Source organism: Halosegnis sp. (genome assembly GCF_042216475.1).
Classification (GTDB): domain Archaea; phylum Halobacteriota; class Halobacteria; order Halobacteriales; family Haloarculaceae; genus Halosegnis.
In genome coordinates, this window is record NZ_JBDGTV010000019.1 from 20,513 (window position 1) to 43,044 (window position 22,532).

The window sequence follows — 22,532 nt, forward strand, 5'->3', positions numbered from 1 at the left end:
CATAGGTGAGCGAGTAGGGTGGGGTAGTTCACTTGACGAAATTAGGCTCGAGAGTTCGCTCTTGCACCTCGCTCGCGAGGTGTTCGCGGAACGTCTCGACAGGGACTTCGTCGGCTTCGTTCTCGAAGCGGTCACGCACAGAGACGGTGCCGGCCTCGGCCTCAGTGCCGCCGACGACGAGCATGTACGGCACCCGGTCGTCGTGGCCGGCGCGTATCTTCCGACCGATGGTCCAGTCGCGGTCGTCCACCTCGACGCGGAACTCGTCAAGTTCGTTCCGCACGCGGTGGGCGTAGCCCAACTGGTCGTCCGAGATGGGGAGCACCCGGACCTGCTCGGGCGCGAGCCACGTCGGGAAATTCCCCTTGAAGTGCTCAATGAGCACGCCCATGAACCGTTCCATCGACCCCAAGAGTGCGCGGTGTATCATCACCGGCTGGTGGTCAGCATTGTCTTCACCAACGTACGATAGCTCAAGCCGATCGGGGATATTGAAATCGACTTGGATGGTGCCGACCGTCCACTCGCGGCCCAGAGCGTCGCGGGCATCCAGCCCAATCTTTGGCCCATAGAAGGCTGCCTCGCCGTCTTCGACCTCGTAGTCGAGCCCCTCCGTCTCGAGGGCGTTGCGCAGCGCGTCCGTCGCGTCTGCCCACAGTTCATCGCTGCCAATGGCGTCTTCACCCTTCGTCTCCAGCTTGTACAGCACCTCCAGCCCGAACGTGTCGTAGATATCCTCGACGACGCGGATGTGCTCAAGCAGCTCGTCGGCGAGCTGGTCGCGCCGGAGGAACGCGTGGCCGTCGTCTTGCGTAAACCCACGCACGCGGAGCAGACCCGACAGTTCGCCGGATTGCTCGTTGCGGTAGCAGGTGCCGAACTCCGAGAGTCGCACTGGCAGATCGCGGTAGGACCGGGGAGCTTCGTCGTAGACGTGCGAGTGGTTGGCACAGTTCATCGGCTTCAGACCGTACTCTGTGTCATCCTGCTCCCAGTTGAACATCTCCCCGTGTTCGGTGAACGTCTCGTAGTGGCCCGTCGGCTTCCACAGCTCCGCCTTGTTGAGTTCCGGCGTCCATACCTCTTCGTAGCCGAGTTCGTCGTTCTTCCCACGGATATACTCCTCGAGCTCCCGTCGAATCGTCATCCCGTTGGGGTGGAAATGAACACAGCCGGGCGAGTGGTCGGGTACCGAGAAGAGATTCATTTCCTGGCCGATTTTGCGGTGGTCCCGCTCCTTGGCCTCCTCACGGCGCTCAAGGAATGACTCGAGGTCTGCTTCCGACTCGAAGGCAGTCCCGTGGACGCGGGTGAGCGTATCGTTGTCTTCGTCGCCCCGCCAGTAGGATGAGGAGACGTTCAGTAGCTTTACGGCGCCGATTTCGCCGGTCGATTCGATGTGCGGCCCCTGACAGAGGTCCTGCCAGTCATCCTGGACATAGAAGGAAACCGTCTCCTCGCCGGCAGCCTCTGTCTCCAGTATCTCGCGTTTGTACTCATTGTCTTCGTAGAGGGCGAGTGCCTCCTCGCGTGGTCGCTCAACCCGCTCGATGTCGTAATCAGCCTCGATTATCTCCTCCATCTCCGCCTCAATGGCCGCGAGGTCGTCCTCGTCTAGGTCAACCCCCGTCACATCGTAGTAGAAGCCGTCGTCGGTGGGGGGCCCGATAGTGAGTTTCGCCTCTGGATGGAGCCGCTGGAGCGCCTGCGCGAAGACGTGTGCCGCTGAGTGGCGCAACACGCGAAGATACTCCTCGGAGTCGTCGGTGACGATGACTAACCGGTCGCCATCGGTCACCTCGTCGTGTTTGTCCACGAGGTCGCCGTTGACGACCCCCGCTACCGTGTCCGCCCCGAGTCCCGGCCCAATCTCGTAGGCCACGTCCTCGACGCTCGATCCCTCTGGCACCGATAACTCGGAGCCGTCGGGCAGCGTGACCGTCACGTCGCTCATGGGCGTGAGAAGTCGGAGGCGCCGTATAAGCGTTTAGAGACGCCGGCGCTACCGGCGCGCGCCTGTGCCGACGACGCCCGTCGGGTCGAGAGCGGGCACTGGTGGCCCAGAGAAGGGATCCTCGCCGTCGGCAAGCAGCAGCGATCCATCGAGATCAGCGTAGTCACACAGCGGCGCGAGATGGACGCCCGCCGCGATGGCGGCGTTCGACTCGACCATGCAGCCGAGCATTGTCTCCATCCCATGGACGCGAGCGGCACGTAGCGTCTCGATGGCGGGCCGGACGCCGCCACACTTCATCAACTTCACGACGGCGATGTCCGCTGCCTCGGCGACGCGCGGCACGTCGGCCGGTCCGACGAGTGATTCGTCAGCAGCGACCGGCACCGGCGATCGCTCGTGAACAAACATCATCCCACCGGGGTGTTCAGCCGGGACCGGCTGTTCGACGAATTCGACGAGCCCCTCCAGCCGCCGGCAGATGGTGACGGCTCGTTTGGGCGTCCACGCCTCGTTGGCATCGACCCGGATGCGCGCATCCGGGGCTGCCTCGGCAACGGCCTCAACCCGCTCGACCGGCCTGTCCGTTCCTACCTTCACTTTCAGGATATCGCGGTCGGCTGCCGCGCGGGCCTTCCGGCGCATCTCTGCCACGTCTGCCAGCCCGACTGTAAATGAGGAGATTGGCGTCTCTTCGGCGTCGAGTCCGAGATACCGGTACAACGGAAGGTCGTGCATGCGCGCGACGAGGTCGTGGAGCGCGACATCAACCGCAGCCTTCGCGGCGGGGTTCTGGCGGACGACAGCGTCCATCGCGGCATGAGCCGCATCAAGGTCGTGGGGATCCTCGGGGAGTGCATCGACTAGGTCAGGGAGGACGACCGCGACGGTGTCGGCCGTCTCGCCGTAGTGACGGGAGGGGGCGGCCGCGCCCACGCCAGTCTTTCCCTCGTGGTCAAGCTCGATAACGATGTTTTCGGTCGTCGTCTGGACACCCCGGGCAATCTCGAATGGCTCGGCTAAACCCATCTCGACGCGCTCAAGACTCGTGTTCATAATACCGCCTCCAGCAGCTGCTCGGGACCGTCGCGAATCGGGTCGGCGACAGGCGCGCCCAACTGCGAGCGGTAGCGGTCGAGCGCAGCCTCTGCCTCTGCCGTGGCGAGGTTGGCCGTGTTGAGCGCGCCCGCCGCTACCGATGTCGGCGCCACCGGTTCGGCCAGCGATTCGTACAGTTCCGCGACATACCCCGGGTTCGGTATTTCGAACTCCTCGTAGCCGTGGACCGCCTCGCGACCCGCCTCGTGACACAGCACGAGGCTATCCGGCATCGCACCATGGAGGATGCCCGTCGTCACTGCTGAGTAGGCCGGGTGGACGATGCTCCCCTGCCCCTCCACGAACAGGTAGTCGTGGTCGGCCCGCTCACGACACATCCGCTCGACGGCGCCAGCCGTGAAGTCGCTCACCGTCCGGTCGATTGGGATGCCCCAGTTCTCAATGATGATACCTGTCTGGCCAGTCGGGACGAACGCGGCGTCAATCCCTCGGTCACGGGCCGCCTCGTACAGTTCACGGGTCGTCGTCATCTTTCCTGTCGAGCAGTCCGTGCCGACCGTGAGCACGATTTCGGCCTCGAGATCGTGAGCGATTCCCTCGGCAACGGTGAGGTCGTCTGGCGGTTGGCGGACGTCACGGAGTGTCCCGCCATGCTCGTCGGCCAACCGGACGAACTCCTCATCGTTCGCGAGAAAGTAGTGAAGGCCACTCACCACGTCTGCGCCGGTCTCAAGTGCAGTCCGGACGTCTGGCCGCCAAGACTCATCGAAGCCGCCGCCGATAGGCGCGACGCCGATGACGAGGGCGTCGAAGGTTGGTGCGTCCGCAACCCGACCGACAATCGGCGCGTCCGGCACGTCCGAGACGTAGTCGGCGACGCGGGCGTCCGGATCGGCTTCGGCTATCTCGCGGTCGACGACGGCGACTACCTCGCTATCGGCGTACCGCAGCACGCCGACGGCCGTCTTCGCGCGGTCGGGAAACCCCTCGTGGGCGAGCAGCGCGACACGTCGAGTCACACCGGGGCCTGCGGCCGCGAAGGCTTAAACAGTCGCGTCACGGCCCGCCGGGTTTTTGTCTGCCGGCACCGACCTACGGGCGATGTTGGACGACCTGCTCGGGCGGACCGAGCTGAAAGAGCAGATAGCGGATCTCAAGGAGCAGATCCACCACCTCGAACGGGAGCGTGACGCCGAGAGCGAGCGGCGCCGCGAGGCCGTTGCAAAGCGACAGGCTGCCGAGGAGCGGGTCAACCGGCTGGAGGACCGGATTGCCGATTTAGAGGGGCGACTCGAGACCGAGTCGGAAACGACGTCTGTCGAGTTTCGCCGCGAGGAAACGCTGTACGGTCGTCGCCGTGACGAGGTGTGTGACCGACTGGCGAGCGTCGAAACCGGACCAGAAGGGGCGCTCACCGCCGTCGTCGCGGATGGCCGAGACCTTCCTGAGCCGGTGCGGTCGGCACTGGGCGACCAGGCACCATTGGCCGCCCGGGCGGCCCCCTGTGTCGTCTACGCCGACGACGCCGGCTTTGTGACCGTGGCGTTGCGACCGGCGCTACTCGGTGAGCGGGTGGAGTGGGCTGATTCGTTCGCCGTCGATCGGTCGTGGTTCCGGCCGACCGGTCGGTTCGCGTTTGCGTTCATCCGATCGGATACGTTCGCGCTCGGTGTTTACGAGGGCGACGAGCGGCTATCACTGTCGGGGTTCACAACCGAGGTGATGAGTGACCACTCGAAGGGTGGGTTTTCCCAGGCACGGTTCGAGCGTATCCGCGACGGACAGATACGCGACCACCTCGACCGGTGTCGTGAAGCCGTCGCTGACGCAGAGCCAGATCGGCTCTACGCTGCTGGCGAGTCGACGCTGCTGGGCGAGTTCGACGCCGACGCGACAGCCAGCGTTGACGCGACGGGCGCGCCTGAAGAGGCCATCGACGCCGCCTTCCGCGACTTCTGGAGCGCGCGGCTGTTCGCGCTGTGAACTCCCTTCTCTGATTCGGTCGCCTCGCCCCCTGTGTTGCTCCTTGAGGAAGGGGGCTTGGTACCTCAGTTCAGCTAAACTGGCGTTCCCTCAAGCGACACGAGCTGCGCGGCCACCTCCTCTTTGGCGAGCAACACCTCCGAGAGCGTCGGTGGATTGGTGATGCCCGCCGCCTCAAGGATTGACTCCGGCACTGCCAACGTTCGTTCTGGGACGCCGGCTGCACCGTGGACAGGGAGGTGGGTGCGGCCCACTTTCATGACGAGTGGACGATCCAGCCGCTCGACTCCCTCGCCGCTGGCGTACAGTTGCTCGTTGACCGTCTCGTGGTGGTCCCGGCACATCACGGCGCGCTCGCCGTCGGTCGGCTCGACGTAGAGCCGCCCGAGGTAATAGCCGCTCGAGAACGGTTCGAACATCTCGGCCGTGTGTGGACGACTGCCACAGATAAGCGTTGTCCGGAACGGTTTTATCGGCGTGCAATCCGCAGGCAAGCCGGTGGAACCAAGTCGGCGCCGGCCGAGTCTCACCCAATAGCGACCGAGACCGATATGCCGCCGGTTAAGGGTGCCGATGCGTCGGCGTCGCCGGCGTCTCGGGTGGCGGCCAGCAACCCGGTTGCCGCCGGGCGTGCTCGCGCTCGGCGCCCTGGGGCTCGGCGCGGCCGTCACGCTGAATTTCCTGACAGAACTGTCGAGCGTTCCAACGACGCTGCCACCGTTCGTGGCGGCACTCCAGGGATATCTCCCCGCGGCAGCCTTCGCGTATGCAAGCGCTTGGCTCCACCGGAGCGACTTCAATCCGATCGGCCGGTGGCAGGTCGTGATCGCGGGCTACGGCGGACTGTTGTTGTTCGGTGGTACTACTGCCATCACCATCCTCGTCCGGGCCGCTGAGGGGCGGCCCGTTGGCGAGCCGCAGTACGCGCTGTTCGCGACGGCCGGCGCCGGCGGGGTGGCTGGCCTGCTTGTCGGGGTGCTGTACGCTCGGTCGGTGCGGACCGCCGAGATAGCTGCCGAAACGCGCGACCAGTTCGAGCTGATGAACAGCATCCTCAGACACGACATCCTCAACCGGACGATGGTCATCCGCTCGCGCGCGAATTTCATCGCCGATGAGACGGAAGGTCGAACCGCGGAATTCGCCGACACCATCGTCACACAGAGCGATGATGTGGCAGACCAGGTGGAGCGGACGCGGGCGTTGTTGGATGCGCTTAGCGGCGAGGATCGCGAGCTGTCGGCCACGCCGCTGTCGGCGGCTGTCGCAGAGAATGTCACGTCGCTGCGGGCGACCCATGAGTCGCTCGAACTCCGCACCGATGTCCCGGAGGTGGACGTGCTGGCCGACGAGACGCTGGTCGACGTAGTCGGCAATGTGCTGTCGAACGCCGTCGATCACAACGACGAGCAGACACCTCGCATTGAGGTGACAGCCGACGAGACCGACTCGTACGTCGACCTGCGGGTGGCCGACAACGGCCCCGGTGTCCCCGACGAGGTGAAGGACGCTATCTTCCGTCGCGACGAAACTGGACTCCACGAAGACGGCACTGGCTCCGGATTCGGGCTCTTCTTTGTCGACGCGATGCTGTCGGACTTCGGCGGCGATGTGTGGGTCGAAGACCGCGCATCCTGGCGACTCCACGAGACCGACGAGCCGGGCGGCTCCGTGTTCGTGCTCCGGTTCCGCCGGCCAGGTCTAGCCGAGCCGTAACCAGACCGGCCACCCGTTATTTGTAGCCGCACGCTCAAGCAGTAGTATGACCGCGGAGGGAGGGTCGCCGACGGTACTCGTCGTTGAGGACGACGACGATCTCCGGCAGACATACGAACTGTGGCTCCATGGCGACTATGAGGTCGTAACGGCCGCCGACGGTGAGGCGGCGCTCTCGGCCGTTGATGAGATGGAGACGGCGCCCGACGTCGCGCTGCTCGACCGGATGATGCCTGGCCTCTCAGGCAAGGAAACGCTCCAGCGCCTCCGCGAGCGTGAGCTCGACACGCGTTATGCGATGGTGACGGCCGTCGAGCCTGATATCGACATTATCGAGATGGGATTCGACGCATACCTGACGAAACCCGCCACGGAGGCGGCCGTTCGTGAGGTGATTGAGCGGCTTCAAGAACGCGAGGAGTACGCCGACGCCCTCGATGAGTATACCGCTCTGCTGGAGAAGAAACAGACCCTACGGGCTCACCAGAGCGACGAGGAACTCGTCGACAGCGAGGAGTACCAGCGGCTGGAGCAGCGGCTTGCCGAACTGGATGACCAGCTCGACGAGACGGGCGCCGACGACGAGGAGGGATTTGTCGCGACGCTCCGTGGTATCGAAGAAGAGGGATGAGCGACGCGTGCGACCTCGGGCCCTCGGTGTCTGCCGAGGAACTCCGCTACGTCTCTCCGGGGACGAGCCTTCTGCTCGCGGGTCCGCCCGATGTCGATAAGCGCGCGGTCGCGCTGGAGTTCCTTGCGGCAGGCCAGCGGCGGGCAGATGGGGTTGTTACTATCAGCGTGGAGCTCGGCGCGCAGCCGTTAGTGGCGGCATATCGGAGCACCGGTGGCGCCGACGACGAGCGGCTCCGCGTTATCGATGCCACGGGCTTCGGGTCGGACGCCGATCGCGTGGCGGCCGTCGACTCACCAACAAACCTCTCGGGAGTGGGTTCGGCACTGGGTCGTCACCTCGAGCAGTACGTGACGATGAACACCCGCGGCCTCCGCGTCGGTCATCTGTCGGCCACGGCACTGCTTGAGCGGATGGACCGCGGGCGTGTCTACAAGTTTCTCCGCACGCTGATGGACCGGGTTGACCGCGCGGGCTATCTAGGCGTCTCCACCATCGACACCGCCGCCTGCAACGAGCAGACGGTCGCCATGCTGGCTGACGCGTTCAGCGCGCTGGTAGAACTCCGCCCGCGCGACGGCGCAACGGAGATGCGGACCTCAGGGCTCGACGCGCCGCGCTCGTGGACGACGTTGGCAACCTAACCCGACTTAGACGGCCGCTATTGCCCGAATTAAACCAATTTGAACGGTCTGAAGTGACGGAACGGCTGTCGGTGTTTATACTTGTAGGAGGGGTAAAGCGGAGTGAGATGAGTAACCGAACGCCGGCAGTTGTCGTCGCCGTCGCGGTACTGCTCGCGGCCGTTGGCCCGGCTGCTGTCGCGGCCGTGGCGACGGTGCCGGCCGCAGAGTCCACCGCGACCCAGCCCAATGAGACGGGCAACGCGTCGCTGGGGGCGTCGATATCCAGTTTCATGCAGGCCAGTGCGGCTGACGCAGAGGGCGAGGTTGAGGATGGCGTCTTCCGAGCCCGAGCGGCGAACGCCTCTAACGAAACCCGCCGCGTCATGGTGACTCAGCGGACCGAAACACTCGCCGACCGACTTGAGCGGCTTCGGGCGGAGCGACAGGCGCTGCTCGACGGTAACGGGAACCTGACGGTCGCTGAGCGGGCGCGAGCCGCACGGCTGGCCGCTGAAATACGGTCGCTTCGCGAGGCCGTTGAGACGACCGACGAGGTGGCGACCGCTGCCGGGGTCAACCGCGAGGCGCTCGACAGGCTTCGCAAGAATGCCTCTGAACTGGACGGTGGCGAGGTCGCCGAGCTAGCCGGCGAAGTCGCCGATTCCCCTAGTGACAGCGAGCGAGGCCCACCTGGCGAGCGCGAGACCGAATCGGAGACGGAACAAGAAAACGAGACAGAGACAGAATCAGAGAGCGAAACGGAAACCGAGACACCCGATGGGGTGAGAACGACGCCTGGCGACACGACGACGGACACCGATCGGTCGGACTCGAGAAATGAGAACGCCCCGGACGAGTCGTCCGACGGGGACGACACGCCCGGGGGCGAAACGCCCGATGAGCGTGATGACAACGGAGGGACGCCTGACAAACGCGACGACAACGGAGAGACGCCCGAGCGGACTGCTACCGACGAGCGAGCTGACGGCGCCAACTGAGCCGATGCGCGCCGGAGCCCTCTTATATGCCCGGCGCTAACGTCAGGTGAATGGAATCCGCCGCGCTGCTCGATCTGCTGGGGAACGAGAACCGGCGGCGCATCCTCCGACTGCTCGCCCGCAAGCCCTGTTATGTCACGGAGATTTCCGAGTACCTCGGGGTGAGTCCGAAGGCGGTCATCGACCACCTCCGGAAACTGGAGGAGGCAGGCCTGGTTGACTCACGGGTCGATGAGCAGCGGCGTAAGTACTTCTCTATCGCGCGGAATCTTCGTCTTGAGGTGAATGTCTCGCCGTACCAGTTCGGAACAAAATCGGCGTACCCGGCCTCGCGCTCGCTCGACATGACGCGGTGTCGTTACCTCTCCTTGCATGTGGACGGTGACGCACCTGGCGACTCCGACGCAGACAATGAGGATGCACCGGCCGCTGACGCCGACTCGGACGGTGACGACGGCGATCTCGCCGCGCTGGCGGACGAGCTTGAGCGGCTGCAGACGTTGGAGAATGAACTGTCGATGGCCCAGCGGTGGGTACAGGGTCAGTTGACGGACGTAATGGACCGTATCTCCGAGCGGTTCGGCGAGCGGGACGGCCGTTTTTATGCCGAGTTGCTGTCGGCGCTCGCCGCGGGCGCGGACACGACCGAGGCGGCCGCCCGCCGGGTTGACGCGAGCCCCGAGGTTGCCCGTGATGCGCTCCGGCGGCTTGAAGAATTAGGCGTCGTTGCCCGCGAGGACGGTCGCTGGCGGCTTAGCTAAAGCTCGCGGGTCAGCCCGTATCGCAAGTCCCGGCCAAGGTAGTGCCCGAGGACGCCGGCGAGCAGGCCAGCGCCTGCGCCAATCAGCGCGATGGGGACGCCGATGTCACCGAGGACTGACACGAGCAGGTATCGCGAGCCGACGGCGAGGGCAGCTATTCCACTTCCGGCTGCGGCTACCTCCAGATATGAGCGGGTCGCCCGCAGGAGTCCGACAAAGATTCCGGCAGCGAAGATACCAACGAGCGTTGCGACGGTCGCCGGGATGAACGGCACCAGCCCCGCAAGCAGACTTCCGCCGGCTGCGGATGTCAGCGCCAGCAAGAATGCCCAAGCGGAGAGAGGTACAGACAGCCGTGCGCGCAAGCTCGCGAGCTGGCCACCGTCACGGTCGCTCCCCGCATCGGTCACCGTTGGCTCGCCGTCACCGGTCATACTATCGGTTCGCACGCCGCGGCTAACGGCCTTTCGCTCAGTCGCTCTCGCCCCGTTCCGTGCGGATCCCCTCGTGCTGGCTGCTGGCCTCGCGAGCATCGAGCAGGCCCAGCGCCGCCTCAACATTCCGCTCGGCACGCTCGTTCTCTGTAAAGTCGAGCGTCTCTGCGAGCAGTCGTCGTGCGGCGAGCACGACCACATCCTCCCCATCCTGCATGGCTGACAGTATCTCTTATGGAGAATAAAACCACCCGTCAGCTGCGCAGCTGCTACTGGACGGATGGATTCAAGGGCGCCGCCGGGGTAGCGAGAGACATGAATGCAGGCGACCGGGTCCGCGTCGAACGGGGCAGCGTGGTCCACGAGGGCGTATTGATGCCCTCAACGACGGCCGAGGAACTCGTCGTGAAGCTCGCGGGTGGCTACAACGTCGGTGTTGACCGGGAAGCCGCTGACGTGGAGGTGCTCGAGTCGGATGCGTACGCGGTTAAGACGGGTGAGGAGCCGGGCGGCTCGACCGTCGAGTTCGACGAGGACCTCCCGACGGTGGCGCTCATCTCGACGGGCGGCACTATCGCGTCGACGGTTGACTATCGTACCGGCGCAGTCACTGCGCAGTTCGACGCTGAGGACGTGCTCCGTGCCGTTCCCGATCTCGCTGGCCGTGCCAATTACCGGGGCAGAGTCGTCGCCAACATCCTCTCAGAGAACATGGATCCGGGTGTATGGCAGGAACTCGCCAACGCCGTCCGTGAGGAAATCGCGGCCGGCGTCGATGGGGTTGTTGTGATGCATGGCACCGACACGATGCAGTACACCGCAAGCGCACTCGCGTTCATGCTTGACACACCCGTCCCGGTTGTGTTCACGGGGAGCCAGCGGTCGGCCGACCGCCCCTCTTCGGACAACGTGATGAACGCCGTCTGTGCGGTAGAGGCAGCTACGGCCAACTGCGCAGAGGTACTCGTCTGTATGCACGCCGGCAGCTCCGACGACCGGTGTTCGCTCCACCGCGGTACCCGTGTCCGCAAGAACCATACCTCTCGGCGAGATGCCTTTGAGACGGTTGGCGCCGAGCCGCTAGGGAGCGTGGACTATGGGGCCGCGAGCCGCGGGGAGCCGGCCGTCGAATTCTACGGCGACCACGCTGAGCGGGGCGAACAGGAGCTGACACTGGTGTCTGACCTCAACGGGGACGTCGAACTGCTGAAATTCACGCCCGGGATGGACCCCACGCGTCTCGAGCGGTTGGCAGGCGTTGACGGCCTCATCATCGAAGGAACTGGGCTGGGCCACGTCCATACCGATCTTGTTTCGACGCTTTCCGAGATGGTTGACGGGGGCACAGTGATTGCGATGACCTCTGCCTGCATCGAGGGGCGGGTGTGCGACCGCGTCTACGATACCGGGCGTGACCTGCTGGCGGCCGGCGTCGTTGAGGCAGAGGATACCCTGCCGGAGACAGCCTACGTGAAGCTGATGTGGGCGCTGGCGAACCGCGAGGACCCGGCGGCGGCGATGGGAGAGTCACTGGCGGGCGAGGCGACGGCCCGCTCCACGCCTTGGCAGCCATGAGCGTCCGGCCCGCAACCCACGACGACTATGACGCCGTCGCGGCGTTCACCGAGAACACGTGGCCGGACCGTGAGGGCGGCGATTATATTCCCCGAGTCTACCACGATTGGATTGATGGCGACGACCGCGAGACGTTCGTCTACGACACGGGCGACGAGCTCGCGGGCATCTGTCAGGGGGTATTGCTCTCGCCTCACGAGGGCTGGTCACAGGGGATGCGCGTCAACCCTGACTACCGCGGAGAGGGCATCGGTTCGCGCATCGTCGACCGGGTACTCGGCTGGCTCCGCGAGCAGGGTGCGACCGTCTGCCGGAACATGGTATTCTCGTGGAACCAGGCTGGTCTGGGTCAGTCGCGGGCAGTCGGCTTCGAGCCAGCCGGGGAATTCCGGTGGATGACGCCTGCCCCTGACCCGACCGCAGAATCAGAGTTAGCGGTGCGTAACGCCCCCGACGCCGCATGGAGCTGTTTCGCCCGTAGCGACGCGTGCACGGCCCTGCGGGGACTCGCGCTCGACTTAGACGAGTCATACGCCGTCGCCGAACTCACCCGCGAGCGACTCCACCGCGTCGCCGCCGAGGAGCGCGTGTTCGCCGTCGGTGACGGTGCTGGCACCCGGGCGATGTCCTTCCGCGCCCGAACGACCGAATACGGGGACGGCGATGTCTACGCCGAGTATGGGGTCGCGGCGTGGGCAGACACTGAGGCGCTCCGCTCGCTGATTGCGGCCGTCGCGCGGGACGCCGCCGACCAAGGAGCCGATGCAACGCGCGTCCTTATCCCTGAGACTGTCCACCACGTCAGCGACGCCGCGCTCGCGCGCGCCGGCATCGCCGATGAGCCAGACTTCCTGATGGAGGCGGACTTGACCGGCCGGTAGCCGTCGGCTCAGCCGCCCGAGACGGGCGGGAACAGCGCAAGCGTGTCCCCCTCCTCCAGCACGGTGTCGAACCCCTCGTCTGTCACGAATGGGTTCGATTCGTTGCGGAGCACACGGATGTGCTCGCGTATCTCTCCCTCGTCGGTGAGTACCTCCTCACGAAGCTCCGGGTGCCGCTCCAAGAGCGCATCGAGCGCGTCCCCGAACGTCGCCCCTGACTCGACGTCCACCTCTATCTCCTTGCGGCCCGCCGTCTCGGCGAGGTTAGCGAACAGCTTCCACTTCATGTTCGGACGGAACGGGGCGGCCCGCTTAGGGGTTCCGTCCGTCGTCGACAGGCCGCACCGGCTCCGCGAGCACCTGCTCGGCGAGCGCGTCGCGGTGGCCGGCGTTTGGCCCGCCCGCGATGGTAAGCAGCTTCGCATCCCGGAGATACCGCTCGACCGACCGCTCGCGAGTGTAGCCGATCCCGCCGTGCAGTTGGACGGCGTCGTTCGCGTTATCGACGGCCGCCTCTGTCGCCTCTAGCTTCGCGACAGCCATCGCTCGTGCGGCGTCGCGACCGCGGTCCGCTTGGTCTGCGGCCGACAGCGTCGCCAGCCGTGCCCGGTCAAGACGGCGGGCCATCGCTGCCAACTCCCATCGGAGCCCTTGCCGGTCTGCGAGCGGCGCGCCGCCCTGCTCGCGCTCGCTCGTGTGTGCGGCTGTGTCTGCGAGCGCTGCCCGCGCAATGCCGACGCCGCGGGCGGGGACATTGATACCGTTGGCAACTGCGCTCCGGCCGCGGTACCCCTCACCAATCGGGCCAACGCGCCGGTCGTCGCCAACCTGGACGCCGTCGAGCACCACCCGACAGGCTGGGACAGGCCGCGCGCCGAGCGTGTCCCACTCGCGATCGAGCGTGAACGCGTCGGCATCAACGAGAAAAGCAGTAACGCCGCCGGGCCAGTCGGCTCGGTCGCCGGTACGGGCGTACGTCAGGACGAGGTCAGCCTGGTGGTAATTCGTCACCCAGCGCTTGTGGCCATCGAGCACCCACCTATCGGCGTCGCGTTCGGCTGTCGTCGTCATGCCGGACTTGTCGCTGCCGGCCTCGTCCTCACTGAGCCCGAGCGCAGCAACCGTCTCGAATCGGGCCAACCCGGGGAGCCACCGCTCGCGCTGGGCGTCAGTTCCGTGTGTTGCGAGCAGTTGTGCCGCACCAAGATGGAGGTTTAGGGCCGACGCGACGGGCATCGACGCTGCCGCCAGCTCCTCTGTGAGGACCGCGAGGTCGACGTAACCCTTACCAAGTCCGTGCGGCTCGGGAAGCGTCAGCCCGGTCCAGCGGCGTTCGCCACAGGCCTCAAGCGCGTCTTGTGGGTACGTCGCTGTTTGGTCAAGCTCGTCTGCAACCGGCCGAATTCGCTCACGGGCGAACGCGCGAGCCTCCGCACGTAGCCTCCGGCCTTCCTCTGTGAGTAGTGCGTCCATATCCGACGGGCGGGCCCGCGGGCTATCAAACCGCGGGTCGTGCCGAAGGCTCAACTCTGAGCGGGGACTCGTTCTGGCGTGGACCAGGATGTCGAGCGGGCGTTGAGGGCGGCCTTTCCCGATCGTCGGGTCGTTGACGTCGAGGGCACGGGCCCGTCGTGGAACGAGGCGAACGAGACGGTCCGGGTGACGTTCGCCGACGGTGCAGCATACCTGAAAGTGGCCCGCGATGGCGATGGGACGCGATTCTCCCGGGAGCGTGCCGTCGCCGCGTACGTACGTGCCAACACGGCAGTTCCGGCGCCAGAGATCCTCGCGAGTGCGCCCGACGGTGACCCACCGTATCTTGTCACGGCGCCGATTGACGGCACTTCGGCATTGACCCGGTGGAATCAGGCTGACGACGCAGCTCGCCACCGGCTCGTGGCCGCTCTCGGCCGGTCGCTTGCCCGTCTCCACAAGCGACGCTTCGACGGCCACGGCCGATTTACTGGCGGCGGCGCCGATAGCCTCGCCTTCGAGAGGCGGCCGTGGCCAAACGTGCTCGCCGACGACGTTCGGTACATGCGCGAGGCCGCATCTGACCCACGGTTCCCGGGCTACTACGACGATTTGCTGGCGGCCATCGACACGAACCGCGACCAGCTTTCGGGAGCTCCCGCGGCCCTGTGTCATGGCGACCCCGCGCGTCCGAACGCCGTTTTCGTCGACAGAAGGCTCGGTCTTCTTGACTGGGAGCGCTCACACGCCGGCGACCCAGCCCGCGAGCTCTACCGCGCCCGCGACCAGTGGCTCAAGCCACTCCGAGAAGAGGCCGACCCGACGCTGGTTGACGCCTACCGCGACGGCTACCGCTCGGTTGCTGGCGGGCTCCCAGACGGCTACGAGCGGCGCCGCCCGGTGTACGAGGCCATTCGCCTCACAGGACCGGTGGGGTTCTTCGAGAACTACCTCGCGCTCGGCGATATCGAGGAGTCGGAGTTCGCCGACTGGCTCGCCGCTAAGATGGAGCGACGGCTCGCCCGACTCTAATCGACCAACCGTCTATACTGCGCGCCGGTCTGCTTCAGCGTCTCCGTTGAGTAGAGCCGTTCGTGGTCGAACGGGAGGTGGTCGCTCGCAAGCTCGTCGATGACGGAGTCGACGGCCGCCGGATCGCGGCCGTGAACCATCGTGAACAGGTTGTATGGCCAGTTGTGCTCGGGGCGACGCGGCCTGTGGTAACAAAGGGTGACGTACGGCAGCGAGCCAACTGATGTCCCCCGTTCATCGAGTTTCTCGTCGGGGATGTCCCAGACGACCATGCAGTTGGCGTCAAAGCCAGCAGTGACGTGATTGACGACGCAGCCGACCCGCTTGATACACCCGTCCGTTAGCAACCGCTCGACGGCTGCCAGCACCTCCTCGACGGAGGCATCGACGGCCTCAGCGATGTCAGTGTACGGCGTCGCCGTCAGCGGGAAGCCGTCCTGTATCTCCACAAGCAGACGGCAGTCGAGCGCTGAGAGATCGGCAGTCGCTGACTCAGAAATCCGAGTCGCCGACACGGCTGTCTCTGAGACAGACTCACGGGCGAACCGATCGTCATTGACGACGGGAAATTCAAGATCGATATAGTAGTCCGTCAGCATCGGCAGGTTCAGGACGGCGCAACCAGTCCGGTCCTCTATCTCAGTCAGAATGCGGTCGCGGGTTGCTCGGTCGCCGGCCGTGACGACAAACCACATATTCCACTCGTGGTCGCGTCGGTAGTTGTGGTTCACCTGCCGATAGCTGTTCACAACCTCGGCTACCTCGTCGAACCGGCCGGTCGGCGCGCGGACGGCCGCGAGCGTCGACGAGCCGATGACCGGCGGATTAAGGACGGCGCCAAATCGCCGGAAGACTCCCTGCTCGCGCAGCTGGCGGACCCGCTCGAGTGCCGCTGTCTCGGTAACGCCGAGATCAGCGCCGACAGCTCGGAACGGGCGTTTCTCGACAGGAAAGCCGCTCTGATACTCGTCGATAAGGTGAGCGTCAATCTCGTCGAGTCCCGCCTGCCAGTCGGCCTGCTGGCTCATCACCCGTCTGTTGGAGCGAGTAGTATACCCCGCTTTCGGTTCTGGCACCCCAACGGCCACAGATGAGGCCGCGCCATCGCGACCGCTGGCGAGTGGCGATGACGTGAACGTCGGCCCGCAGCCGGGCGGTGATCAAGCGATCCGTCGCCCGAAGACGGTCATCTCGACGCCGTTGACGACGAACGGCTCGTACACCCGCTGCCAGCCGGTCGCCTCGTAGAAACCGCGGGCACCGACGGCATTCCGCTCGGCCGTGAGTACCGCCGTTGTTCGGTCGGTACCTGCCAGGACGGCCTCGACAAGTCTGCTCCCGATGCCCTGCCTGCGTGATTCGGGCGCAACCGCCAGCTCAACCACCTCGTAGGCGTTGTCGAGCCACTCGTCAACGGCCGCTGGTGGGAGCGCCTGCTGGAGCCGGCGGTGGTAGGGGTTGCCGGGATTAGAGTCGTGGCCATAGGCGAAGCCGACGACCTCACCGTCGACGAGCGCGACGCGGCCCCGATAGCCGCTTGTCCGGCCATGCCGCCGGAATCGGGGTTCAGCCGTCGCCGGCTCCTCTCCATGGATTGTCTCGTAGAGCTGTAACGCCGTCTGCAGGTAACCGGGGTCCGCCAGCAGCGGCGCCAACTCCATGTATATGACTATGCTGGCCTGACGGATGAAAGCCGGCGATGGAAGCCGAGGGGTTTTGTCCGACGCGCCCCCACATTGGGTATGGCACAGACGACGGAACGGTACGGCGAATGGCCCCTCGTGCGGCTGATGACGGAGGTGGTCGGCTCGGGGCACAAGTCGGCCGACGATATGACCCGCGCGCAAGCACGCGAGGCATTCCGGCGCATCCTCGATGGTGAACCGGATGACACAACGCTGGGAGCATTCTGGCTCGCCAACCGTTGGAAGCGCAACACGCCCGAGGAACTGGGTGCATACGTGGACACGATGGCCGCTGATGTCGAACAGGCCGCCCCGGACTGTGATCCAGTCGACTGCGGCGCCAACTACGACGGGAAGGGTCGCACTGCCATTCTCGGGGTCGCGGCGGGGCTTGTCGCCGCTGCCGCAGGGACGCCGGTCGTGGTCCACTCAGGCGACCGCGTTCCGACCCAGAAACAGGACGCCTACAAGCACGTCCTTGACGCGCTCGGCGTGCGGACGGACCTCGCACCCGCGGAGTCAGCCGCGATGACCGACGAGGTGGGCTTTGGTTTCTACTATCAACCTAACTTCGCGCCCACCGTCGACGCGCTTGCGAACCGTCGCGAGATGATGGGCGTACGTACGTTCGTCAACACGGTCGAGACGCTCGCGAACCCTGCTGGCGCGTCGACACATCTTGGTTCCTTCTATCATCTTCCATATGCCGTTCGTATCATCGAGACATTCCAGCAGGCCGAGACGGCCGACGTCGACCGTGTGCTCATGTTCCAAGGACTCGAGGGGTATGATGATGTTCGGCCCGGGTCGACTACTGTCGCCGAGTGGGACGCCGGCGCCGATATCGAGGACTTCACGGTCGAGACAGACGCTTACGGGATGGATTTCGAAGAGGAGACACTCGGCGTCGAGGACGTGGCTGAGGACTCTGCTGCGATTACCGAGGCCGTGCTCGCGGGTGAGCGGACGGATGCGTTCGCGGACGCTGTCGCGCTCAACGCCGCGCTCCGAATCTACGCTGGGGAGGGCGCATCGTCAATCGAGGCAGGACTGGACGCCGCCCGGGAGACCATCGAATCGGGGGCGGCTCACGAGCGGTTGGCGGCGCTCCGTGACTACTAGTGTCGGCAGGCCCAAGACCCCGCCCGGTGAAGCCGGTGTATGGGTGAACTCGGGCGACGGGCGGTCCATGCCTCTGGCGCGCTCGCGCCGCTGTCCCATGCCGCTGGCATCCTCACTTGGCCACAGGTCAGGTGGACGTGGACCACCGTGGGCGTGATTGCGCTCGCACTCGAGTTCCTTCGACTGTACGCCGGCCTCGACCTCGCGCTGTACGACCGACTCACCCGCGAGTACGAGCAGAACAGCGTCGCTGGTTACGCACTATACATGGTATCAGGTGGGGTCGTGCTCTGGCTCGTCGGCCCGGCCGTCGGTACAGCCACTATCCTGATGCTCGCGCTGGGTGATCCCGTCTCCGGGCTGCTCTCCTCGGGAGAGCTCCGGACAGTCAAGCGGCCGCGCGTGCTCGTGGGGATGTTCCTCGCCTGTACCGCGCTCGCGGCGCCGTTTGTCCCACCTATCGCGGCCGCAGCGGGTGCACTCGGCGCCACAATCGCTGACGGCGTGAAACCGCGCGTAGGCGGCTTTGTCGTCGATGACAATCTCACCATTCCGCCACTGGCGGCCGCTGGGCTCCTCGTCGGCCTCGCCTTCGCGGCGTGAACAGCACGCTTTTCCGCCGGTCGACCAACCTTCCCGTATGGACAACCGTGAGCGCTCAAACCCCGACAATCCAACCGCGACTATCCACACTAACCACGGCGATGTCGTGGTCGAACTGTTTGCCGACCGGGCTCCCCGCACCGTCGAGAACTTCCGTAACCTCGCGGCGTCGGCACCGGCCGCCGACGCTGAGCCGGCCCCTGACACGAAGACGTGGGAGGACCCGGAAAGCGGCGAGGTGCGGGGCGACTCGCTATACGCGGGCGTTCCGTTCCACCGCGTCATTGGCGGGTTCATGATTCAGGGCGGAGACCCAACTGGCACCGGCCGCGGCGGCCCTGGCTACGAGTTCGCCGATGAATTCCACGAGGACCTGAGCCACGACGGCCCCGGGATTCTGAGCATGGCTAACTCTGGCCCTGATACGAACGGCTCGCAGTTCTTCATCACGCTGGACGCGCAACCGCATCTTGACGGCAAGCATGCCGTTTTCGGGCAGGTAATCGACGGGATAGACGTCGTCGAGACCATCGGCTCGCTGCCGACCGACCGCCAAGACCAACCCCGTGAGGAGGCCGTCATCGAGGCGGTTACCGTCGAGGACTGAGTCGGCTCGAAAAGGGTTATTTGGCCACGCCCAGAACCGTCCGTATGGACTTGCGGGTCATCGGCGTGTTGCTGCTCGTCCCACTGTTGGACGCCATGCTGCTCGCCGTGTTAGCGACGACGTTCCCGTTGACGCTTATCATTGCGCTCGTCGTCCTGACGGCGCTGGTGGGGCTCCTGCTCGTGCGCGCAGAGGGGCGCCGCACACTTCGGAAAATACAACAGAAGGCCGCCAGCGGCGAGGTTCCTACCGACGATCTCGTGGACGGCGGCCTCCTGCTCGTGGCGGGCGCGTTGTTTCTCACGCCCGGATTGGTAACGGACGCGGCCGCGCTACTGCTCGCGTTGCCCCCGACCCGCTACCCGGTTCGCGCGCTGGTGAAGCGGTACGTCATCAGACCGTACGTTGATGCCAAGACCGGTGGCTTCGGTTCTGGCAACATCTACGTCGGCGGCTTCCCGAACGACGGTGGCCCGACAGCCGAGGCCGACAGCGCGGGCGAAGGGACTACGGTCGATATCGGTGAGGACGAATATCGCGTCGACGACGAAGGGGACGACCGGTCGCGGCCCGGAGACTCCTGACGGGCGAACGAAACGGTTAAACGACACACCGCGGTACGTCAAAATGCGCCTACCTGGGCCAATAGCTCAGCCAGGTATGAGCGCTCGGCTGATAACCGGGAGGTCATCGGTTCAAATCCGATTTGGCCCACTCCCGCCGCGAACGGCTCTTCGGCCGGCCGCGCGGGACTACGCCTCCCCAGCCACCTAATTCCGTTCTGCTCCATCAGCCACGACCACGACAGGTATTATTACCGTTCGCCGTGCGGGAGCGTCCATGACGGGGATAACAGGGTACGGCTCGTACGTCCCCCGCTACCGCATCGAGCGGTCACGTATCGCCGAACAGTATGGTGACCACGCCCGCGGCGGCGAGACGGCCGTGCCAGCCCACGACGAGGACGTGACGACGATGGCCGTGGAGGCGGCCTCGACGGCCTTGGAACACGGCGGGGTCTCGGCCGACGAACTCGGCGTCGTCTACGCGGCGACGACGAGCGACCGTTTTGACGAGCGTGGGGTCGCAGCCCACGTCGCCCACGCGATGGGTGCGTCTACCGACGCCCGCGTTGGTGACTTCCAAGCGAGCGCCCGTGCGGCAACGAACGCGCTACTGGCAGGTCGTGACGCGGTCGCGGTTGACGGGCGGCCGGCGCTGGTGGTCGCGAGCGACGCGTTGACGGCGGAGCCGGGCTCCAGCGCCGAGCGAACAGCCGGTGCCGGCGCTGGCGCGGTCGTCCTCGCTCCGGATTGGTCAATCGCCGATTTCGTCGCAGCTGCCCCCGCGACTACGGGGTTCGTCGGCCGGTTTAGCCCCGCCGCGGGCGCCGTCCGAGAGGGTGATGGCCGGTTCAACCGAGAGCAGTATCTCGCGGCCGTCGCCGGGGCGGTCGAGCGGCTCGACGCCGAAGGGTTCGACCGCGCGGCGTTCCCCTCCCACGCTGACTGGGGTGGGAAGGCGGTCGACGCGCTTGGACTGGCAGCCGACCGCGACTCAACGTTTGACGCCGTAGGGTATGCGGCAGCCGGCGGCGTCCTCCTCGAGCTCGCGGCGTCGCTTGACGCCGCGGTCGCGGGCGACCGCCTCCTGCTCGTCGGCCACGGGCCGGGCGGCTGTGACGCCGTCTGTCTCGACCGCACGAGCGACTCGACGCCGCCGACCACGACCGAGACGCTGCTCGAGCACAGTGAGCACGTTCCGTACGGGAAACACCGGCGGTTCCGTGAGGGGGGTGTCGCCTGATGTTCGAGCCGCCGTTCACTCGAGACCGCGCGGCCAACGAGCGGCTGGCAGCCCAGGCCTGCGAGGCCTGTGGCTGGGTGAGCTTCCCGGAGGCTCGTGAGGTCTGCAAGCGGTGTGGCGAGCGCGGCGAGTGGCGCGACACCCGCCTCGAACAGCAGGGCACCGTCCAGTCATACGTTGTCCAGCAGCGGCTCCCCGAGGGGTTTGAGACGCCACTCCCGCTCGCGATAATGGATGTCCCACAAATCTCAGGCGGAGAGCCCGCCCGCGTCTACGGGCTGTTCACCGAGACAGACCCCGCCGACATCGAGGTGGGAACGGAGGCGGAGGCGGTGTTCCGGCGCATCTTCGACGTGGAGGGGTTGCCCGTCCACTCGTTCAAGTTCCGGCTCCCGCGGGGTGAGACAGAATGAGAGACGTTGCTGTTGTGGGCGCGGGGATGATAGACTTCGGCGAACTGTTCGACCAGTCGTTGGACGACATGCTTGAGCGGGCCTATCTCAACTGTCTCGACGATGTTGATCGGGGGATGTCACCAGCGGACATTGATGCGGCGTGGTTCGGCACTATCGACATTGCGGACAACGCCTCTTCGGGGCTGGGGCTGAGCCACCCGACCGGACAGTTCGAGGTGCCCGTCACCCGCGTCGAAAACGCCTGCGCGACGGGGAGTTCGGCGTTCCGGTCGGCCGTTGAGGCGGTCCGGGCCGGATCAGCGGACGTAGCGTTGGTCGCTGGCGCGGAGAAGATGCGCGACTCTGCGGCCGGTCTTATCGAAGGGGCAGCGTTGGAGCAGGTGTGGCGTGGTCGTGGCGTGACGATGCCCGCCTTCTTCGGCCTTCGTGCCACCCGCCACATGGCGGAGTACGGCACGACTCGCGAGCAGATTGCGCAGGTGTCGGTAAAAAACCACGAGAACGGCGCGAAGTACCCTCATGCCCACTACCGGTTCACGTGTGACGTGGACGATGTCGTGGAGAGTCCGCAGGTGACGTACCCGCTCAACCTCTACGACTGCTGTCCGGTCACCGACGGAGCGGCCGCCACGCTTGTCGCGAGCGCGGACGTCGTCGACCGCTACACGGACGACCCGGTGTGGGTGGCAGGGAGCGGCCTCTCCGTCGACTCCTTCGAGCGCGGGAAGGACGCCTCGCTCGTCGGCTTCCCCGCAACCGAGCAGGCCGCCGGGCAGGCCTACGAGCAGGCGGGTATCCGCCCTGTGGACGTCGACGTTGCCGAGGTCCACGACTGCTTCACGATCACGGAGCTGGTCACCTACGAGGACCTCGGTTTCTGCGAGAAGGGCGAAGGCGGCGCGTTCATCGAATCAGGCGAGCCGCTGCTTGACGGCGAGACGCCGGTCAACCCCTCTGGTGGCCTGCTCGCGAAGGGCCATCCCATCGGCGCGACGGGCGTCGCGCAGGTGAACGAGATATACGAGCAGCTCCGAGGAGAGGCCGGGGCCGTGCAGGCAAAGAACGACCCAGAGTACGGCCTCCAGCACAACATTGGCATCGGCCGCAACGCGACCGGCAGCGTCTCCTGTGTGAACGTGCTCTCCACCGAGCGGCCCTAAAAGCCTTTTC

The 22,532-nt window shown here is 65.8% G+C and carries 26 protein-coding genes and 1 tRNA gene; 17 read left to right on the forward strand and 10 right to left on the reverse strand.

Translation table 11 applies throughout. The annotated features are described in order from the left end of the window. Positions 1 to 28: 28 nt before the first annotated feature. From thrS to ABEJ63_RS11455, 3 genes are read right to left on the reverse strand one after another with little or no spacing between them, the layout of a single operon-like run. Positions 29 to 1,954 (reverse strand): threonine--tRNA ligase, encoded by a 1,926-nt coding sequence (thrS, locus tag ABEJ63_RS11445; RefSeq protein WP_375796507.1) that lies wholly within the window; start codon positions 1,952 to 1,954, stop codon positions 29 to 31. Between the two features lie 48 nt (positions 1,955 to 2,002). Further along, positions 2,003 to 3,013 carry a dipeptide epimerase gene (locus tag ABEJ63_RS11450; protein ID WP_375796535.1) on the reverse strand — a complete coding sequence of 337 codons (1,011 nt, stop codon included), beginning with the start codon at positions 3,011 to 3,013 and terminating at the stop codon, positions 2,003 to 2,005. Next, a complete protein-coding gene (locus tag ABEJ63_RS11455) occupies positions 3,007 to 4,032 on the reverse strand; it encodes a DUF1611 domain-containing protein (protein WP_375796508.1) in 1,026 nt (341 codons plus the stop codon). Before ABEJ63_RS11455 ends, ABEJ63_RS11450 begins: the two co-directional genes overlap by 7 nt. A gap of 82 nt (positions 4,033 to 4,114) precedes the next feature. Between ABEJ63_RS11455 and ABEJ63_RS11460 the strand changes: the two genes are divergently transcribed. Continuing rightward, positions 4,115 to 4,996: a Vms1/Ankzf1 family peptidyl-tRNA hydrolase gene (locus tag ABEJ63_RS11460; protein WP_375796509.1), complete on the forward strand. Its 882-nt coding sequence runs from the start codon at positions 4,115 to 4,117 to the stop codon at positions 4,994 to 4,996. Between the two features lie 74 nt (positions 4,997 to 5,070). On the opposite strand, the gene ABEJ63_RS11465 is transcribed toward ABEJ63_RS11460, so the two are convergent. Beyond that, positions 5,071 to 5,415 (reverse strand): DUF5802 family protein, encoded by a 345-nt coding sequence (locus ABEJ63_RS11465; protein ID WP_375796510.1) that lies wholly within the window; start codon positions 5,413 to 5,415, stop codon positions 5,071 to 5,073. Positions 5,416 to 5,569: 154 nt separating this feature from the next. Between ABEJ63_RS11465 and ABEJ63_RS11470 the strand changes: the two genes are divergently transcribed. From ABEJ63_RS11470 to ABEJ63_RS11490, 5 genes are all read left to right on the forward strand, one after another. Beyond that, the gene (locus ABEJ63_RS11470; RefSeq protein ID WP_375796511.1) at positions 5,570 to 6,712 is read left to right on the forward strand and encodes a sensor histidine kinase; all 1,143 of its coding nucleotides are present in this window, start codon (positions 5,570 to 5,572) and stop codon (positions 6,710 to 6,712) included. Positions 6,713 to 6,758: 46 nt separating this feature from the next. Further along, positions 6,759 to 7,343 carry a response regulator gene (locus ABEJ63_RS11475; protein WP_375796512.1) on the forward strand — a complete coding sequence of 195 codons (585 nt, stop codon included), beginning with the start codon at positions 6,759 to 6,761 and terminating at the stop codon, positions 7,341 to 7,343. Next, a complete protein-coding gene (locus ABEJ63_RS11480; protein ID WP_375796513.1) occupies positions 7,340 to 7,987 on the forward strand; it encodes a hypothetical protein in 648 nt (215 codons plus the stop codon). Before ABEJ63_RS11475 ends, ABEJ63_RS11480 begins: the two co-directional genes overlap by 4 nt. 107 nt (positions 7,988 to 8,094) lie before the next feature. Next, the gene (locus ABEJ63_RS11485; protein WP_375796514.1) at positions 8,095 to 8,967 is read left to right on the forward strand and encodes a hypothetical protein; all 873 of its coding nucleotides are present in this window, start codon (positions 8,095 to 8,097) and stop codon (positions 8,965 to 8,967) included. 50 nt (positions 8,968 to 9,017) lie between these two features. Next, positions 9,018 to 9,728: a metalloregulator ArsR/SmtB family transcription factor gene (locus ABEJ63_RS11490; RefSeq protein WP_375796515.1), complete on the forward strand. Its 711-nt coding sequence runs from the start codon at positions 9,018 to 9,020 to the stop codon at positions 9,726 to 9,728. Here ABEJ63_RS11490 and ABEJ63_RS11495 read toward each other — a convergent pair. Both ABEJ63_RS11495 and ABEJ63_RS11500 read right to left on the reverse strand, forming a co-directional pair. Beyond that, the gene (locus ABEJ63_RS11495; RefSeq protein WP_375796516.1) at positions 9,725 to 10,162 is read right to left on the reverse strand and encodes a hypothetical protein; all 438 of its coding nucleotides are present in this window, start codon (positions 10,160 to 10,162) and stop codon (positions 9,725 to 9,727) included. The genes ABEJ63_RS11490 and ABEJ63_RS11495 overlap by 4 nt on opposite strands. A 37-nt stretch (positions 10,163 to 10,199) precedes the next feature. Continuing rightward, a complete protein-coding gene (locus ABEJ63_RS11500; RefSeq protein ID WP_375796517.1) occupies positions 10,200 to 10,379 on the reverse strand; it encodes a hypothetical protein in 180 nt (59 codons plus the stop codon). Positions 10,380 to 10,477: 98 nt separating this feature from the next. Between ABEJ63_RS11500 and gatD the strand changes: the two genes are divergently transcribed. Both gatD and ABEJ63_RS11510 read left to right on the forward strand, forming a co-directional pair. Then, positions 10,478 to 11,737: a Glu-tRNA(Gln) amidotransferase subunit GatD gene (gatD, locus tag ABEJ63_RS11505; protein ID WP_375796518.1), complete on the forward strand. Its 1,260-nt coding sequence runs from the start codon at positions 10,478 to 10,480 to the stop codon at positions 11,735 to 11,737. Further along, positions 11,734 to 12,618, forward strand: coding sequence for a GNAT family N-acetyltransferase (locus ABEJ63_RS11510; RefSeq protein WP_375796519.1), 885 nt, complete (start codon positions 11,734 to 11,736; stop codon positions 12,616 to 12,618). The genes gatD and ABEJ63_RS11510 overlap by 4 nt, the downstream gene beginning before the upstream one ends. A gap of 8 nt (positions 12,619 to 12,626) precedes the next feature. Here the strand turns inward: ABEJ63_RS11510 and ABEJ63_RS11515 are convergent, their stop codons facing one another. Together ABEJ63_RS11515 and ABEJ63_RS11520 are read right to left on the reverse strand one after the other, a co-directional pair. Continuing rightward, entirely contained in the window at positions 12,627 to 12,905 is a 279-nt protein-coding gene (locus ABEJ63_RS11515) for a ubiquitin-like small modifier protein 1 (RefSeq protein WP_375796520.1), read from the reverse strand. 25 nt (positions 12,906 to 12,930) lie between these two features. Continuing rightward, positions 12,931 to 14,091: an acyl-CoA dehydrogenase family protein gene (locus tag ABEJ63_RS11520; protein WP_375796521.1), complete on the reverse strand. Its 1,161-nt coding sequence runs from the start codon at positions 14,089 to 14,091 to the stop codon at positions 12,931 to 12,933. Positions 14,092 to 14,169: 78 nt separating this feature from the next. Between ABEJ63_RS11520 and ABEJ63_RS11525 the strand changes: the two genes are divergently transcribed. Beyond that, on the forward strand, positions 14,170 to 15,123 hold the full coding sequence (locus ABEJ63_RS11525; RefSeq protein WP_375796522.1) for a phosphotransferase family protein: 954 nt from the start codon (positions 14,170 to 14,172) through the stop codon (positions 15,121 to 15,123). Here ABEJ63_RS11525 and ABEJ63_RS11530 read toward each other — a convergent pair. Together ABEJ63_RS11530 and ABEJ63_RS11535 are read right to left on the reverse strand one after the other, a co-directional pair. Continuing rightward, positions 15,120 to 16,151: an Lrp/AsnC family transcriptional regulator gene (locus ABEJ63_RS11530; RefSeq protein WP_375796523.1), complete on the reverse strand. Its 1,032-nt coding sequence runs from the start codon at positions 16,149 to 16,151 to the stop codon at positions 15,120 to 15,122. The genes ABEJ63_RS11525 and ABEJ63_RS11530 overlap by 4 nt on opposite strands. Positions 16,152 to 16,283: 132 nt before the next feature. Further along, positions 16,284 to 16,784, reverse strand: a complete 501-nt coding sequence (locus ABEJ63_RS11535; protein ID WP_375796524.1) for a GNAT family N-acetyltransferase — start codon at positions 16,782 to 16,784, stop codon at positions 16,284 to 16,286. An 81-nt stretch (positions 16,785 to 16,865) separates the two neighbouring features. On the opposite strand from ABEJ63_RS11535, the gene ABEJ63_RS11540 reads away from it, so the two are divergent. The 8 genes from ABEJ63_RS11540 (at position 16,866) to ABEJ63_RS11575 (ending at position 22,522) form a co-directional block, all read left to right on the forward strand. Further along, positions 16,866 to 17,930: an anthranilate phosphoribosyltransferase gene (locus ABEJ63_RS11540; RefSeq protein WP_375796525.1), complete on the forward strand. Its 1,065-nt coding sequence runs from the start codon at positions 16,866 to 16,868 to the stop codon at positions 17,928 to 17,930. Positions 17,931 to 17,969: 39 nt separating this feature from the next. Next, the gene (locus tag ABEJ63_RS11545) at positions 17,970 to 18,533 is read left to right on the forward strand and encodes a dolichol kinase (protein ID WP_375796526.1); all 564 of its coding nucleotides are present in this window, start codon (positions 17,970 to 17,972) and stop codon (positions 18,531 to 18,533) included. 37 nt (positions 18,534 to 18,570) lie between these two features. After that, positions 18,571 to 19,140, forward strand: a complete 570-nt coding sequence (locus ABEJ63_RS11550) for a peptidylprolyl isomerase (protein ID WP_375796527.1) — start codon at positions 18,571 to 18,573, stop codon at positions 19,138 to 19,140. A 44-nt stretch (positions 19,141 to 19,184) separates the two neighbouring features. After that, positions 19,185 to 19,724 (forward strand): FxsA family protein, encoded by a 540-nt coding sequence (locus ABEJ63_RS11555; RefSeq protein ID WP_375796528.1) that lies wholly within the window; start codon positions 19,185 to 19,187, stop codon positions 19,722 to 19,724. 55 nt (positions 19,725 to 19,779) lie between these two features. After that, positions 19,780 to 19,854 (forward strand) — tRNA-Ile (locus tag ABEJ63_RS11560). Positions 19,855 to 19,980: 126 nt separating this feature from the next. Then, positions 19,981 to 20,946 (forward strand): hypothetical protein, encoded by a 966-nt coding sequence (locus ABEJ63_RS11565; protein ID WP_375796529.1) that lies wholly within the window; start codon positions 19,981 to 19,983, stop codon positions 20,944 to 20,946. Continuing rightward, positions 20,946 to 21,359: a Zn-ribbon domain-containing OB-fold protein gene (locus ABEJ63_RS11570; RefSeq protein WP_375796530.1), complete on the forward strand. Its 414-nt coding sequence runs from the start codon at positions 20,946 to 20,948 to the stop codon at positions 21,357 to 21,359. The genes ABEJ63_RS11565 and ABEJ63_RS11570 overlap by 1 nt, the downstream gene beginning before the upstream one ends. Beyond that, positions 21,356 to 22,522 (forward strand): thiolase C-terminal domain-containing protein, encoded by a 1,167-nt coding sequence (locus tag ABEJ63_RS11575; protein WP_375796531.1) that lies wholly within the window; start codon positions 21,356 to 21,358, stop codon positions 22,520 to 22,522. The genes ABEJ63_RS11570 and ABEJ63_RS11575 overlap by 4 nt, the downstream gene beginning before the upstream one ends. Positions 22,523 to 22,532: the final 10 nt, after the last annotated feature.

Excerpts from the sequence above, each read along its gene's own strand:
- ABEJ63_RS11545 (WP_375796526.1), top strand. The coding sequence starts at position 17,970 with ATGGGTGAACTCGGGCGACGGGCGGTCCATGCCTCTGGCGCGCTCGCG.
- thrS (WP_375796507.1), bottom strand. The coding sequence starts at position 1,954 with ATGAGCGACGTGACGGTCACGCTGCCCGACGGCTCCGAGTTATCGGTG.
- gatD (WP_375796518.1), top strand. The coding sequence starts at position 10,478 with ATGAATGCAGGCGACCGGGTCCGCGTCGAACGGGGCAGCGTGGTCCAC.
- ABEJ63_RS11555 (WP_375796528.1), top strand. The coding sequence starts at position 19,185 with ATGGACTTGCGGGTCATCGGCGTGTTGCTGCTCGTCCCACTGTTGGAC.
- ABEJ63_RS11540 (WP_375796525.1), top strand. The coding sequence starts at position 16,866 with ATGGCACAGACGACGGAACGGTACGGCGAATGGCCCCTCGTGCGGCTG.
- ABEJ63_RS11510 (WP_375796519.1), top strand. The coding sequence starts at position 11,734 with ATGAGCGTCCGGCCCGCAACCCACGACGACTATGACGCCGTCGCGGCG.
- ABEJ63_RS11495 (WP_375796516.1), bottom strand. The coding sequence starts at position 10,162 with ATGACCGGTGACGGCGAGCCAACGGTGACCGATGCGGGGAGCGACCGT.
- ABEJ63_RS11535 (WP_375796524.1), bottom strand. The coding sequence starts at position 16,784 with ATGGAGTTGGCGCCGCTGCTGGCGGACCCCGGTTACCTGCAGACGGCG.
- ABEJ63_RS11475 (WP_375796512.1), top strand. The coding sequence starts at position 6,759 with ATGACCGCGGAGGGAGGGTCGCCGACGGTACTCGTCGTTGAGGACGAC.
- ABEJ63_RS11470 (WP_375796511.1), top strand. The coding sequence starts at position 5,570 with ATGCGTCGGCGTCGCCGGCGTCTCGGGTGGCGGCCAGCAACCCGGTTG.
- ABEJ63_RS11530 (WP_375796523.1), bottom strand. The coding sequence starts at position 16,151 with ATGAGCCAGCAGGCCGACTGGCAGGCGGGACTCGACGAGATTGACGCT.
- ABEJ63_RS11520 (WP_375796521.1), bottom strand. The coding sequence starts at position 14,091 with ATGGACGCACTACTCACAGAGGAAGGCCGGAGGCTACGTGCGGAGGCT.
- ABEJ63_RS11575 (WP_375796531.1), top strand. The coding sequence starts at position 21,356 with ATGAGAGACGTTGCTGTTGTGGGCGCGGGGATGATAGACTTCGGCGAA.
- ABEJ63_RS11460 (WP_375796509.1), top strand. The coding sequence starts at position 4,115 with ATGTTGGACGACCTGCTCGGGCGGACCGAGCTGAAAGAGCAGATAGCG.
- ABEJ63_RS11570 (WP_375796530.1), top strand. The coding sequence starts at position 20,946 with ATGTTCGAGCCGCCGTTCACTCGAGACCGCGCGGCCAACGAGCGGCTG.
- ABEJ63_RS11550 (WP_375796527.1), top strand. The coding sequence starts at position 18,571 with ATGGACAACCGTGAGCGCTCAAACCCCGACAATCCAACCGCGACTATC.
- ABEJ63_RS11480 (WP_375796513.1), top strand. The coding sequence starts at position 7,340 with ATGAGCGACGCGTGCGACCTCGGGCCCTCGGTGTCTGCCGAGGAACTC.
- ABEJ63_RS11490 (WP_375796515.1), top strand. The coding sequence starts at position 9,018 with ATGGAATCCGCCGCGCTGCTCGATCTGCTGGGGAACGAGAACCGGCGG.
- ABEJ63_RS11500 (WP_375796517.1), bottom strand. The coding sequence starts at position 10,379 with ATGCAGGATGGGGAGGATGTGGTCGTGCTCGCCGCACGACGACTGCTC.
- ABEJ63_RS11515 (WP_375796520.1), bottom strand. The coding sequence starts at position 12,905 with ATGAAGTGGAAGCTGTTCGCTAACCTCGCCGAGACGGCGGGCCGCAAG.
- ABEJ63_RS11485 (WP_375796514.1), top strand. The coding sequence starts at position 8,095 with ATGAGTAACCGAACGCCGGCAGTTGTCGTCGCCGTCGCGGTACTGCTC.
- ABEJ63_RS11465 (WP_375796510.1), bottom strand. The coding sequence starts at position 5,415 with ATGTTCGAACCGTTCTCGAGCGGCTATTACCTCGGGCGGCTCTACGTC.
- ABEJ63_RS11565 (WP_375796529.1), top strand. The coding sequence starts at position 19,981 with ATGACGGGGATAACAGGGTACGGCTCGTACGTCCCCCGCTACCGCATC.